Raw genomic sequence first — 14,619 nt, 5'->3', positions numbered from 1 at the left:
GGGAGTGCCGTCCGGCACGGCTCCGAGTGCGCCCAAGGAGATCCCGGCCTGCCTCTCCATCAGATCGGGAACTGTCACGGTGCCGCTGTGGAGGGTCGTCTTCACCCCTCGAAGGTTCCGCCGTCGGCGCCGGCCACGCCGTTGGAGTCGGCCAGGCCGGCCACGACCAGCGCGACGCTCATGCGTTTCATCCGCCGATCCCAGATGTTGATCTCCATCCCATCACGGCGCGGCGCCTGCCCGAGGCCCCGTGCGGCAGGGAAGGGGCCGGACCGCGCGAACGGGAGGCACGCCCTCTCAAGGCGGACACCTTGAGAGGGCGGTCGGGAGAGGTCACGTCGTGCGTACGAGCGGTTCCTCCCTGGCCGGGGTGGCGGTCGCGACGTTGCCGCCGGACAGGATCGCGACCACGGGGCCCGGCGGCAGGTGTGGCCGGTGGGTGAGGTAGGCGGCCGTGGTCACCGCGCCGCTGGGTTCGGCGCGTTCCCCCAGGTTCCGCCAGAGCAGGCCGGCGGCGGCGTCGATGGCGTCCTCCGTCACGGTGACCATGTCGTCCACGTACCGGTGGATGTGCTCCCACGCCAGCGCGCCCAGCACCGGCCCGCGCAGGCCGTCGGCCCGGGTGCGGTAGGTCAGCTCCACCGGCCACGCCGTACGCGTGCCGGACCGGAAGCTGGCCGCCCCGTCGGCGGCCAGTTCGGGCTCCACGCCGATCACCCGGATCGCCGGGTCGGCGGCCTTGACCGCGACCGCGATCCCGGCCAGCAGGCCGCCGTTGCAGACGGGCACCAGGACGGCCCCCGCGTCCGGCAGGTCCAGGCAGATCTCGGTCCCGGCGCTGCCGTGCCCGGCGATGACGTCGAACGCGTCGGAGCCGACCACGGTCGCGCCGAACCGGTCGGCCAGCGCCAGGCAGGCCTCCTCGCGCAGGGCGGGCGGCACGATCACCACCTCGGCGCCGAGCCGGCGCGCGGCGCGAACCTTCAGCTCCGGGGCCGTGTCCGGCAGGACGACGGTCGCCCGCACCCCCTGTTCGGCGGCGGCGTAGGCGATGGCCTGGGCGTGGTTGCCCGACGACTGCGCGATCACGTGCCGGACGCCGCGCCGGGCCAGCCGGCCGACGGCGTTGACCGCGCCGCGCACCTTGAACGAGCGGGTGGGCTGGCGGTTCTCCGGTTTGACCCAGAGCCGTTCGCCGGGCAGCCGCAGCAGCGGCGTGCGCCGCACGTACGGCGCGATGCGGTCGCCGGCGGCCCGGATGTCGGCCGCCGTCACCAGCCCCGCCCGCGCCGCGCCTGCCCCGCTCGTCCGTGCCGTGCCTCCGGTGTTCATGCGCTCAGCACCCTCTCCTGGATGGCGTCCAGGTCGGCGGCGGCCTCCGACGGGGGCGCGGCGTCGGGGACGAGGTCCTCCAGGCGCATCAGCGGCCGGTGCCGCAGCCCCAGCAGCCCCCACACGACCAGGAACACGCCGCTGGCGAGCAGCACCGCCCCCGCGCCGCCGCCGGGCCCGCCGGCGAACCGCCCGGCCCAGTCGGCCAGCGGCCCGGCGGCGAGGAAGCCGATCGGCTGCATGGCCGTGGCGATCATCATGTTCACCGCGAGCACCCGTCCCTGCAGCTCGGGCCCCACCTTGACCTGGATGATCGACAGCCAGTGCGCGTTGCCGATGCTCATGCACGCCAGCCGGACGAACAGCCCGGCCGCGACCAGCCACACGACCGGCCACACGCCCATCAGCACCACGCCGAGCCCGGACCCGACCACGAAGCCGATCATGCCGGTGGCCCGCCGCCTGGTGCCGCCCCACACCAGCACCACGCCGGTGCCCACGGCCGCGCCGACACCGCCGACGGCGGTCACCAGGCCGAGGTCCGCCGAGGTGCCGATGGAGAGCACGACCGGGGTGACGAGCACCCACATGAGCGCGGTGCAGAAGTTCACCACCGCGAAGTAGAGCGCCATCACCAGCAGCGGCCGCCGCCTGCGCAGGAACCGCCACCCGCCGGTCAGGGCCGCCGTGAACGTCTCCTCGCGCCGGTGGAACAGCCGGTCGGGGAAGCGCACCAGCAGCAGCGTCAGCACGCCGATCGCGAACGTGGCCACGTCCACGGCCACCACCGCCTCCAGCCCGACCAGGCCGATCAGCGCGCCGCCCGCGAGCGGCGCGACCACGTTGCCCGCGCCGAAGCCCACGTTCGCCAGCGCGTTGGCCTGCGGCAGGTACGGCTTCGGCACCAGCTGCGCGATCGCCGCCAGCCACGCGGGCTGCTGGAACGCCGTCACGACCGAGGTCACGCCCACGATGAGGCAGACGTTCCAGAACTCCAGCCGCCCGGTGGTCAGCAGCAGCACCAGCGCCACCATGGCCAGCCCGGACAGCGCGTCGCAGGCCAGCATGATCTTGCGCCGGTCCACCCGGTCGGCCAGCGCGCCGCCCAGCGGGGTGAGCAGCACGGCCGGGATCTGCGCCAGCATCGTGATCAGCGCCAGGTCCAGGATCTCGCCGCTGCGCTGGTAGGCCCACACGCCGAGGGCGAACGAGCTCAGCGCCGTGCCCAGCGCCGAGACGATCTGCCCGGCCGCGACCGTGTAGAAGGGGCGCAGGCCGGTGCGTTCCGGCGGGCGTACCGGATCGGGCAACGTTCCGGCCGCCCAGCGGGTCAGACGCTCCAGCACCAGGGCGGCCAGCGGCTCGGCCTGGTGGCGCAGGAAGTAGTGGCCGGCCCTGGGCAGCACGGCCCGCTCCACCCGGGGCGCGAACGCCGCCCACTCGGCGTAGCGCTCCTCGTGCAGCTCGGTGGCGCGGTCGCGCTCCCCGACCAGGCTGAGGATCGGGGCGCGCAGCGGCGCCCCCTCGCCGGCCAGCTCGCGGCCGAACCACTCCTGCGCCTGGTCGGCGTCGTGCCGCATCGCCCGTACGGCGGTGCGCTTGGCGGCCTCGTCCATGTCGTCGAGCAGCCCGCCGGAGGCGCGCAGCGCGTCGCGGAACATCCGGTCCGACACCCAGCGGTCACCGCCGAACAGCCGCCTGACCAGCCCCGGCAGCCGGGCAGCGGGGAAGCCGGCGGCGGCGATGACGCCCAGCACGGGCACGCCGTCCGCCTCCAGCCGGCGCGCCAGCGCGACGGCGGGCGCGGAGCCCACGCAGTGGCCGTAGATCGCGACCGGGGCCGACGCGGAGGCGGCCACCTCGGCGGCCAGCAGCTCCACCAGCTCCTCCAGCGGCAGCGGCGGCTCGTCCGGGCGGGCGGGGTCGTGGCCGGGCAGCTCGGCGGAGAGCACCTCCACCCGGTCGCCCAGCGCCCGGGCCAGCGGCTGGTACACCGCCGCCGACCCGCCGCCGTACGGCACGCACACCAGCGTGAACTCGCTGGCCCGGCCGCCGCCCAGGCGGTGCAGCAGCCCGCCCGGCGGCCCGCCGCCCTCCTCGCGGCCCAGGAACGCGGCCAGCTCGGCCACGGCGGGCCGGGTGAACAGGTCGATCACCCGCAGCCCCCGGCCGATCTCCTTGACCGCGCGCACCGCGGCGAACGAGTCGCCGCCGAGGGCGAAGAAGTCGTCGCCGGCCCCCACCCGTGCCACGCCGAGCACCCGGGCGAAGGCCGCGGCGACCAGCTCCTCCTCCGGCGTCGCGGGCGCCGCGTACGCGGCCTGCTCCGCCACCGGCTCGGGCAGCGCGGCCCGGTCGATCTTCCCGTTCGGGTTGAGGGGAAGCCGGTCGAGAGGCACGACGTGCGCCGGCACCATGTAGTCGGGCAGCCGCTCGCGCAGCGCCGAGCGCACGGCCGCGGCCTCCACGGTCGCCGGCGTCACCCACGCGGCGAGCTGCCTGGCCTTCCCCTCGCCGACGGGCAGCACCACGGCCTCGGCGACCTGGGGCAGCGCCCGCAGCGCGGTGGTGACCTCGCCCAGCTCCACGCGGTAGCCGCGCACCTTGACCTGGTCGTCCACCCGGCCGCGGAACTCGATCCGCCCGTCGGAGGTGACGCGCAGCAGGTCGCCGCTGCGGTAGCAGCGTCCCTGCCCGGTCAGCGGGTCGGGGACGAACCGCTCGGCGGTCAGCTCGGGCCGGCCGATGTAGCCACGGGTGACGCCGGGGCCGCCGACCACCAGCTCGCCGGGCACGCCGGGCGGCACCGGCCGCATCGCGGCGTCCACCAGGTGCCCGTACACGCCGGGCAGCGGGCGGCCCAGCGGCACGATGCCGGTCCGCCGGTCGGCGGGGATCTCCTCGGTGTCGCACACCAGGCAGATCATCGTGGACTCGGTGTGGCCGTAGTGGCTCTGGATCCTGAGCCCGGGCCGGGCGGCCCTGGCCCGCTCCACCAGGTCCCACGGGCACGCCTCGCCCGCCAGGATCAGCAGCTCGCGCGGCAGCACGGCGGCCAGGTCGCCGCCCGAGGCCAGCAGCTCCAGGTGGCTCGGCACGCACTTGACGACGTCCACCTGGTGCTCGGCCAGGTAGCCGGCGAACGCGGCCGGGTCCATCGCGGTCTCACGCGGCACCAGGTGCACCGTCCCGCCCGTGGTCAGCGCGCCGAACACGCAGGTCAGGCCGAAGTCGGCGGCGGGCGTGGAGACCACCGCGAACGAGCCGCCGGGCACGCCGATGCGCGGCAGCATCCCGCCCAGATAGTTCAGGACGCCGCCGTGCTCGGCGGCCACCGCCTTGGGCGTGCCGGTGGACCCGGACGTGAAGATCACGTGGTGCAGGTGCTCCGGCCGTACGTCCACCTCGGGACGGGTGTCCGGCAGGGCCGGCGGCCGGTCGAGCGCCAGCACCCGCCGGCCCTCCCCGACCAGGGGCGCGAACTCGCCCACCGTCACCACGGCCCGCACCCCGGCCGCCTCCAGCATCGCGGCGATCCGCGCCGCCGGGTACGCCGGGTCCATCGGCAGGTAGCCGCCGCCCGACTTCTGGATGCCGAACAACGCGCACGCCAGGTCCGCGCCCGGCTCCAGCAGCACGCCGACCGGCTCGTCGGCGCCCACCCCGGCCGCGAGCAGCCAGTGCGCGATCCGGTTCGCGGCCGACTCCAGCTCCGCGTAGGTCAGGGCGCGGTCGGCCCCCACCACGGCCGGCGCGCCGGGGGTCTCGTCCACCCAGCGCTCGATCAGGTGGTGCACCGCCCCGGCGGGCGGCTCCGGCGGCGGCCCTCCGGCCACGGCCGGGCCGGTCACCGGCTCCAGCGGCACCGCGCCCACCGGCGCGTCCAGGTCGGCGAGCAGGCCGTCGAGCAGGGCGACGTACCAGCGGGTCAGCTTGGCCGCGGTGCCCGGCTCGAACAGGTCGGTCCGGTACGCGAGCCCGCCGCGCAGCGGCGCGCCCGGCCCGTCGTCCACGACGTGCCAGCTCAGGTCGAACTTGGTGGTCAGCTCCGGCAGGTGGATCTCGGACGCCTCCAGGCCGGGCAGCTCCGGCCGGGCCACGCCGGGGAGGTAGTTGAGCATCACCTGGAACAGCGGCGTCGCCGCCAGGTTCCGCTCCGGCCGCAGCCGGTCCACCACCCGGTCGAACGGCGTGCCCGCGTGCGCGAGCGCGCCCAGCGCGGACTCCCGCGCGCGGGCCAGCAGGTCGTGCCCGGTCGGGTCGCCGCCCACGTCGGTCCGCACGACCACGGTGTTGAGGAAGCAGCCCACCACGCCCTCGGTGTCCGGATGGTCGCGGCCGGAGACCGGCACGCCGACCGCGATGTCCGTGCTCGCCGACAGCCGCGCCAGCAGCGCCTGCAGCCCGGCCAGCAGCACGATGAACGGCGTGGACCGGTACGCGGTGGCCACCGCCCTGATCCGCTCGCTCAGCGCGGCCGGCAGCTCCAGGTCGAGCGCGGCCCCGCCCGGGTCGGGCACCGCCGGGCGTGGCCGGTCGGTGGGCAGGTCGAGCACCGGCGGCAGGCCGTCCAGGTGCCCGGCCCACCAGTCCAGGCCGGCCGGGTCGGGGACCGGCGACACCTCGGCGTACTGCGCGGGCGGCGGGCCGAGCGGCGGGCGCAGGCCGAGGCGGGCGGCGTACAGGGCGGACAGCTCCGACAGCAGCAGCCCGCGCGTCCACGCGTCGGTGGCGATGTGGTGGAAGGTCAGCGACAGCACGTGCTCCCGCCCGTCCTCCCCGCCGTCGCCCGCACCCGCGCCGTCGCTCACGCCCGTGTCGTCATCCACGGTGAGCAGGACCGCTCGCATGGGCGGCTCGCGGTCCAGCGCGAACGGCGTCGCCAGGTGCGCGGCGAGCACGTCCTCGACCTGCGACCGGTTCACGCGCGCGGTGGAGACGGGCACCTCGCCGGCGTCCCTGACCGCCATCACCGGCTCGGGGCCGGAGTCGTCGACCACGCCGCGCAGCACGTGGTGCCGCCCGGCCAGGTCACGCACCGCGCCCAGCAGCGCCTCCACCTGGAGCGCGCCGCGCAGCCGCAGCGCCACCGGCACGTTGTACGCGCTGCTGTCCGGTTCGAGCTGCGCCAGGAACCACAGCCTGGCCTGCACCCCGGACAACGGCACCGGCCCGTCCACCGGCCCGTCCACCGGCCCGTCCGCCGGCCCCTTCACCGGCGCGCGCCGCACGCGCGTGGCGGCGGCCGGGCGGGGGAGGGCGGCGGCCAGGTCGGCCAGCACCGGATGCTCGAACAGCAGCCGCACCGGCACCGCCGCGCCCAGCCGCTCCCGCAGCCGCCCGGCCACCCGGGTCGCCGCGAACGAGTGCCCGCCGAGGGCGAAGAAGTCGTCGTCCGCCCACACCTCCGCGAGCCCGAGCACGTCGGCCCAGACCTCGCCCACCAGGCGCTCCTCGGGGGTGCCCAGCGGCACCCGCACCGCGGGGCCCGCCTCGGGCACGGGCAGCGCCGCCCGGTCCACCTTGCCGTTCGGGGTGAGGGGTAACGCCTCCAGCACGCCGATCGCGGCCGGCACCATGTAGTCGGGCAGCCGCTCCCGCAGCGCCGCCCGCACCTGCGCGACGTCCACGGTCACACGCACGTCCGAGCCCCCGGCCGCATCCCCGGCCACGCGCACGGTCGCGTCCCCGGCCACGCGCACGGTCGCGTCCCCGTCCGCGCTCACGGGCGCGGCCACGGCCGCCGGTGTCACCCAGGCCGCCAGGCGGCGCTCCAGGCCGGTGCCGACCGGCTGCACGTACGCCTCCCCGACCTGCGGCAGGGCCCGCAGCGCCGCGGCGACCTCGCCCGGCTCGACGCGGAACCCGCGCACCTTCACCTGGTCGTCGATCCGCCCCAGGAACTCGATCAGCCCGTCCCCGGTCACCCGGACCCGGTCGCCGGTGCGGTACCAGCCGCCGGTGAAGCGTTCCGCGGTGAGGTCGGGGCGGCCCAGGTAGCCGCGGGCCACGCTGGGCCCGCCGATCCACAGCTCCCCGGGCACGCCGGGCGGCAGCGCCCGCCCGGCCGGGTCGGCCACCCGGCACACCACGCCGGCCAGCGGCCGCCCCAGCGGCGCCCGGCCCGGCCCCAGCGCGGCCGGCGCCTCGCCGGCGTCGCAGGCCAGCACCGACACCGTGGTCTCGCTGGGACCGTAGTGGATCTGCACCTCCAGGTCCGGCCGCGCCTCGCGGACCCGCGCCACCAGGTCCGCCGGCACCGCCTCGCCGGCCAGGATCAGCAGCTTGGCGGGCAGCGCGGCCGTGCCGAGGAGTTCGAGCTGGCTGGGCACCATCTTGATGGCGTCCACCGGCTGCGCCGCCAGGCGGGCGGCGAACGCGGCCGGGTCGGTGGCCGTCTCGTGGTCGATCAGGTGGAGGGTGGCGCCGGTGGTCAGCGCGCACCACACGTTCGTCATGCCCAGGTCGGCCGCGGCGGTGGAGACCAGCGCGAACGACGTCAGCCCCGCCGGGAGGACCTCGGCCACCGCGCCGAGGTAGTGCGTGATGTGCCGGTGCTCGACCGCGACGCCCTTCGGCCGCCCGGTCGAGCCCGACGTGTAGATCACGTACGCCAGGTGCTCCGGCCGCACCGCCACCCCGGGACGGTCGGCGGACGCCCCCGCCGCGGCGGCGAGCTCGGCGTCCGTGAGCACGACCCGCGCCCCGGCGTCGGCCACCACGGCCCGGTTGCGCCGCTCCGGGTAGACCGGGTCGAGCGGCAGGAACGCCGCGCCCGCCTTGAGCACGCCGAGCAGGGCGACCACCAGCTCGGGCCGCCGCTCCAGCAGCACGCCGACCGGCTCCTCCGGCCGCACCCCGCGCGCCAGCAGCCAGTGGGCCACCTGGTTGGCGCGCCGGTCCAGCTCCGCGTAGCTGAGCGAGCCGGCCGCGAGCGCGTCCGGCCGGGTGTCGGCCACCCGCTCGACCAGCGTGTGCAGCGGCACGTCCACGGGCAGGCCCGCGTCCCGGCCGCGCAGGTCGTCGCCGGCCGGCAGCCGCACCGGCGCGTCCGGGTCGGTGAGCATGCCGTCCAGCAGCTCCAGGTACCAGCCGGCCAGCCGCCGCACGGTGGCCTCGTCGAACAGGTCCGTGCGGTAGCGCAGCTCGCCGGAGAAGCGGGTGCCGTCGTCGCCGAGCTCCAGGTTCAGGTCGAACTTGGCGATCGGCGCGGGCGGGGTCCCGGTCACGACCTCCAGCCCGGGCAGCGACACCGGCGCGCCGGTGTCGTAGACGTTGAGCATCACCTGGAACAGCGGCGTGACCGCGAGGTTCCGCTCCGGCTGCAGGCGCTCCACGACCCGCTCGAACGGTGTGCCGGCGTGCGCGTACGCCTCCAGCGCCGCCGCCCGCGCCCGCGCCAGCAGCTCCGCGCCGGTCGGGTCGCCCGAGGTGTCGCCGCGCACCACCAGCGTGTTGATGAAGCAGCCGACGACCCGCTCGGCGTCGGGGTGGTGGCGGCCGGCGTGCGGCACCCCGACGGCGATGTCGTCCACGCCGGACAGGCGGCTCAGCAACGCCTGCAGCCCGGCCAGGAAGACCATGAACGGCGACGTCCCCGCCACCGCCCGGACCTTCGCCGACAGCGCCTCGGGCACCTCCACCGCGACCGCCGCGCCCTCCCACGTGGGCACGGGCGGGCGCGGGCGGGCGAGCGGCAGGTCGAGCACCGGCGGCAGGCCCGCCAGGTGTCCCGCCCACCAGTCGAGGTCGGTGTCCGGCCGCCCGGCCTCCCACGCGGCCACGTCCGCGTACTGCAGGGCCGGGGGAGCGGGCGGCGGCTCCAGGCCGAGGCGGGCGGCGTAGAGGCGGGCGAGGTCGTCCAGCAGCACGCGCTCGGACCAGGCGTCGGTGGCGATGTGGTGCAGGGTGAGCGCGAGCACGCACGCGTCGTCGCCGAGGCGGTACACCGTGGCCCGCAGGGGCGGCTCGGCGTCCAGCCGGAACGGCCGCCAGGCGTGCCCGGCCAGCTCCCGCTCCAGCTCCGCCGGGTCCAGGTCCGCCGCGTCCACCACGGGCACCGGCACGGACGCGACGGGCCGTACGCGGCCGTCCTCGATGACGCCGCGCAGGATCCAGTGCCGCTCCGCCAGGTCCGCCACCGCGCCGGTGAGGGCGGCGACGTCCACCGGGCCGCGCAGCCGCAGCGTCAGCGGCACGTTGTAGGCGGGTGTGTCCGGCTCCAGCTGGGCCAGGAACCACAGCCGCCGCTGCGCCGGCGACAGCGGCATGTCCGTGGCCGACGTCGCCGGGATGCCGGGGGCGGCGGCCTGCTCGTTCTGCTTCAGCGCGGCGGCGAGCCGGGACCGGACGAGCTCGGCGATCCGGTCCTCACGTACCTCGGTCATCCCTCGATCCCCTTCATCAGGTCGGCGGCCAGCAGCTCCTCCAGCGCGGCGGCGAAGCCGGCGAGCACCGGGCGGTCGAACAGCAACCGCACGGGCACGGCGACCTGCAACATCTCGCGCAGGCGGGCGGCCACCCTGGTCGCGGCGAACGAGGCGCCCCCGAGGGCGAAGAAGTCGTCGCCGGCCCAGACCTCGGGCCGCTCCAGCACCTCGGCCCAGACGGCGGCCACCAGAAGCTCGGCGTCGGTGGTGGGCGCGACCCGCGCGCCGGCCTGACCGGTGTCCGGGCCGCTGTCAGGCGCGGGCAGCGCGTCGCGGTCGACCTTGCCGCTGGGCAGCGTGGGCAGGGCCGGCAGGGCGACCCAGCGGCGCGGCACCATGTGGCCGGGCAGCCGGGAGCGGGCGTGCCGTTCGAGCGCGGCCAGGTCCGCCGTCTCCGGCGTGACGTAGCCGACCAGGTGGGCGTCCGCGCCCGCGCCCGCCACGGTCACCGCGGCGTCGGCGACCTCGCGCAGCACGGCCTCGATCTCGCCCGGCTCGATCCGGTAGCCGCGGACCTTCACCTGGTGGTCGCGGCGGCCGTGGAACTCCAGCGTCCCGTCCGGCCGCCACCGCGCCAGGTCGCCCGTGCGGTAGCAGCGGCCGCCCGGGGTGAACGGGTCGGGCACGAAAGCGGCCTCGGTCAGGTCCGGCCGGCCCCGGTATCCCCGGGCCACCCCGGCGCCGCCCAGCAGCAGCTCGCCGACCGCGCCCGGCGGGGCCAGCCGCAGCCGCGCGTCCACCACGTACGCCCGCTCGCCCGGCATCGGCGCCCCGATCGGCACCCGGTCGCCCTCGTGCGCGCGCACCCGGTGCAGCGTCGAGGTGACGGTGGTCTCGGTGGGCCCGTAGGCGTTCCACAACTCGCCGACGCGCAGCAGGATCTGCTCGGCCAGCGCCGGGTCCAGCGCCTCCCCGCCGGCGACCGCGCGCAGCGCCGGGCCGCCCGCCCAGCCGGCCGCGATCAGCATCCGGTACGCGGTCGGCACCAGGTCGATCACCGTGGCCCCGCTCGTGGCGATCAGCTCCGCCAGCGCGTGCCCGTCGGTGGCCGTGGCCCGGTCGACCACCACCGACGTGCCGCCGGCGGCCAGGACGCTCCACAGCTCGGAGGCGGAGGCGTCGAAGCTCAGCGGCGCGACCGCGGGCTGCACGTCGTCCGGGCCGAGGCGGAGTGTGGCGATCATCCCGGCCACGAGGGCGGCCAGGCCGCCGTGGGTGACCTCGACGCCCTTGGGGGCGCCGGTGGAGCCGGAGGTGTAGGTGACGTACGCGAGGTCCTCGGCGCGCACCTCCGGCAGGTCCGCCCGGGGGCCGGCCGCGAGCCGGTCCGCGTCGAGCGCCACCGGCCCGCGGGGCGCCTCGCCGTCGAGAAGTGTCTCGCCGCGCGTGAGCACCACGCGCGCCCCCGCGTCCCGGGCCAGCAGGCGCAGCCGCCCGGCCGGATGCTCCGGGTCCAGCGGCAGGTACGCCGCACCCGCCCGCCACACGCCCAGCAGCACCGCCGGCAACATCAGGTCCCGGGGCACGCGGACGCCGACCACGTCGCCCCGCGACACCCCGTGCGCCAGCAGCCCGGCCGCGATCCGGTCGGCACGGTCGTTCAGCTCGGCGTGGCTCAGCGCGGCGCCGTCCGGGCCGACCACCGCCGTGCCCGCCGTGCCCGCCGTGCCCGCCGTGCCCGCCGTGCCCGCCGTGCCCGTATTGCTCGCCGCGTGCGCCGCGAGCGCCAGCGGCACCGGCGGCAGATCGTCCGGCAGCTCCGGCCCGGCCGCGCGGGCCAGCAACGCGGCGCGCTCGTCCGGGGTGACCGGCTCGAACGTCGCGATCGCCAGGTCCGGCTCGGCCACCGCGCGCCGCAGCAGCCACAGCAGCCGGTCCAGGTACGCCTCGGCCGCCTCCCGGCCGAGCAGCGCGACCGCGTACTCCAGGTGCAGCTCGGACCCGGCGGCCGTGCGGTTGACCAGCACGCTGAACTCGTGCACCGCCGCGCCCGAGCCGACCTCGGTCAGCAGTTCGAGGCAGCCGGCCCGGACCGGCACCTCGGCGTGCTGCATGGCCAGCAGCACCGGGGCGCGGGGCAGGTCGGCGGGCGGGACCTCCTGGTGGACCAGGGCCCGCGTGGTGGCCCGCGCGGCCTGCACGACCAGGTCGCGGAAGGTCGGGGCGGCGTCCGGCCGCAGGCGTACCGGCACGGTGTCGATCAGCGGCCCGACGACCCGGGCCAGCTCCGGCCGGGCGCGGCGCGCCGCGACCATGCCGACCAGCGTGTCCGGCTCGCCGGTGGCCAGCGCGAGAGCGGCCACGTACACCGCGAACGGGGTCGCGCCGCACGCGCGGGCCAGCGCGGCCACGCCGTCCGTGAACTCCGCGGGCAGCGGCCTGATCACCCGGCCCGTCGCCAGGTCGCCGGGCGGCGGCCCGGCCACCGGCGCCCCGGCCAGCTCGCCGCGCCAGAACTCCCGCAGCCGCGCGAGGTCGGGCCGGTCCTCCTGCTCGCGCACCGCCACGTCGCCGAGCTGCACCTCCGGCTCGGGCACGGGCTCACCCGCCAGCTCGGCGGCCAGCTCCTCCATCAGCACGCCGACCGAGCCGCCGTCGAAGGCGAGGTGGTCGGTCACGAGCACCAGCTCGGCCACGTCGTCCCCGACGGGGCACAAGCTCGCGCGGAGCAGCGGCACCTCGCTCGTCACGTCGAACACGTGCTCCGCCGCGGCCCGGGCCACCTTCACCGGGTCCGCGCCCGCCGGGTGCTCGGCCAGCGGGACGGCGACGGGCGGGTGCACGACCGCGTACGGGACGCCGTCCGCGCCGACGGAGACCGTGCTGCGCAGGGCCTCGTGCCGGCGTAGGACCGCGTCCAGCGCCCGGCGCAGCGGCGCGCCGCCGACCGGGCCGCGCACGCGCAGCCGGACCGGCACGGTGGTGACCGGGCTGTGCGGGTGGAGCTGCCGCAACGTCCAGAACTCGCGTTGCGCGGCGGTGAGCGGGTGCCGGGTCCCGCCGGTCCGCCGCACCGGGGCCGACCCCGGCTCGCGCAGGCGCGCCGCCAGCCCGGCCGCGGTCGGCTCGGTCAGGAACGCCGCCAACGGCACGGTGTGCCCGAGCCGCCGTGACAGCTCGGTCACCACCCGGGCGGCGGCCAGCGAGTGCCCGCCCAGGTCGGCGAACCGGTCGTGCACGCCCACCTCGGGCAGGCCCAGCACGCCCGCGATCACCTCGGCCACCTGGCGCTCGTCGTCCGTGCGGGGCGCGACCGGCGCCGCGCTCCCCGTACGGGCGGCGCCCAGCTTGGGCAGGGCCGCGCGGTCCACCTTGCCGGTGGGGCCGATCGGCAGGTCGCCGGTCACGCCGATCCTGGCCGGGACCAGGTGGTCGGGCAGGCGGTCGCGCAGCCAGTCGCGCAGCTCGGGCTCGGTCACGCCGGAGGCCGCCACGTGCGCGGCGAGGTAGGCGATGTCGTCGTCGTCGGTGTGCGCCAGCACGACGGCGCGGCGCACCGCGGGATGGCGGTCCAGCGCCGCCTCGACCTCGCCCAGCTCCACCCGGTAGCCGCGGATCTTGACCTGGTCGTCGGCGCGGCCCACGTAACGCAGCTCGCCGTCCACCCACCGCACCAGGTCCCCGGTGCGGTAGACGCGGGTGCCGTCCGGCTCGGTGCGGAACGCCTGCGACTCGTGGCCCAGGTAGCCGCGGGTCACGCCGGGCCCGCCGATCCACAACTCGCCGATCTCCCCGTCCGGGACCGGCCGGCCGCCGGCGTCACGCACGCTGAGCAGGGCGTTCGCCATCGGCCCGCCCAGCGGCGGCTCGCCCTGGTGGTCGCGGGTCACCTCGAACATCGTGGCGCCGGTGGTGCACTCGGTGGGGCCGTACATGTTGAGCACGCGGCGTACGCCCGGGTTGGCGAACATGCGCGCGACCAGGGCGCCGGTCAGCCGCTCGCCCCCGGACAGCACCATGCGCACGCCGTCCGGCAGCGGCTCGCGCAGCAGCACCGACAGCGCGGACGGGACGCCGAAGACCGTGCGCACCTCGTCGCGGGCCGGCAGCGTGAGCAGCGCCAGCACGTTGTCCGCCATGATCACGGTGCCGCCGGCGTACAGGGGGGTGAAGATCTGCGTGATCGAGGCGTCGAAGCAGATGGAGGAGCCGGCCAGCATGCCGCTCAGCTCCTCGGCGGTGTAGGCGGACGCCTCCCAGCGCATCAGGTTCAGGGTGTTGCGGTGCTCCACGACCACGCCCTTGGGGCGGCCGGTGGAGCCGGAGGTGTAGATGACGTACGCGGCGTCACCCGGCCCGCCCGGCACCTCGGGACCGTGCGCGGCGGGCGTCACGTCGTCGACGAGCACGGCGGAGGCGCCGGTCAGCGAGGCGGTGTCGCGCCGCGCCGCCGAGGTGACCACCGCGCTCACGGCGGCGTCCTCGGCCATGAACCGTAAGCGTTCCGCCGGGTACGCCGGATCCAGCGGCACGTAGGCCGCCCCCGCCTTCAGCACCCCGATCAGCGCGGGCACCAGCCACTCGTCGCGGTCCAGGCAGATCGCCGCCAGGTCGCCGCGCCCGACACCCCGCGCGGCCAGGGCGCGGGCGATCCCGTTGGCCCTGCGGTCGAGCTCGGCGTAGGTCAGCCGGCTCGTGCCCGCGACGACGGCGACACGATCGGGCGTCCGCCGGCACTGCGCCTCCAGGGCCTCGTGAATGCGGCCGGGCGAGTCGGTGAGAGGGCGGTTCACGCCCGTCACATCCGTAGTCATGTGTCCTCTTCTCCAGCAAAGGTGGAACGTGTCCGGGTGGGCGGTCTCGATCGGGCCCGCTCCTCGGGGGCGGCACACGGGTCCGGGCGAGGTCGTCGCCGGGC

At 77.0% G+C, this 14,619-nt stretch carries 3 protein-coding genes; all 3 read right to left on the bottom strand.

All coding sequences use genetic code 11. The features are described from left to right. Positions 1-333: 333 nt before the first annotated feature. From IO39_RS35525 to IO39_RS35515, 3 genes are read right to left on the bottom strand one after another with little or no spacing between them, the layout of a single operon-like run. Positions 334-1,332, bottom strand: a complete 999-nt coding sequence (locus IO39_RS35525; RefSeq protein ID WP_052423782.1) for a threonine ammonia-lyase — start codon at positions 1,330-1,332, stop codon at positions 334-336. Further along, a complete protein-coding gene (locus IO39_RS35520) occupies positions 1,329-9,719 on the bottom strand; it encodes a non-ribosomal peptide synthetase/MFS transporter (protein WP_043632989.1) in 8,391 nt (2,796 codons plus the stop codon). The genes IO39_RS35525 and IO39_RS35520 overlap by 4 nt, the downstream gene beginning before the upstream one ends. Next, positions 9,716-14,515: a non-ribosomal peptide synthetase gene (locus IO39_RS35515; RefSeq protein WP_084774035.1), complete on the bottom strand. Its 4,800-nt coding sequence runs from the start codon at positions 14,513-14,515 to the stop codon at positions 9,716-9,718. The genes IO39_RS35520 and IO39_RS35515 overlap by 4 nt, the downstream gene beginning before the upstream one ends. Positions 14,516-14,619 lie beyond the last annotated feature (104 nt).

Origin of the sequence: Nonomuraea candida, assembly GCF_000725485.1 — a bacterium.
Classification (GTDB): Bacteria; Actinomycetota; Actinomycetes; order Streptosporangiales; family Streptosporangiaceae; genus Nonomuraea; species Nonomuraea candida.
Note: the sequence above shows the minus strand (reverse complement) of the source record. Positions and strands in the feature narration are given on the sequence as shown.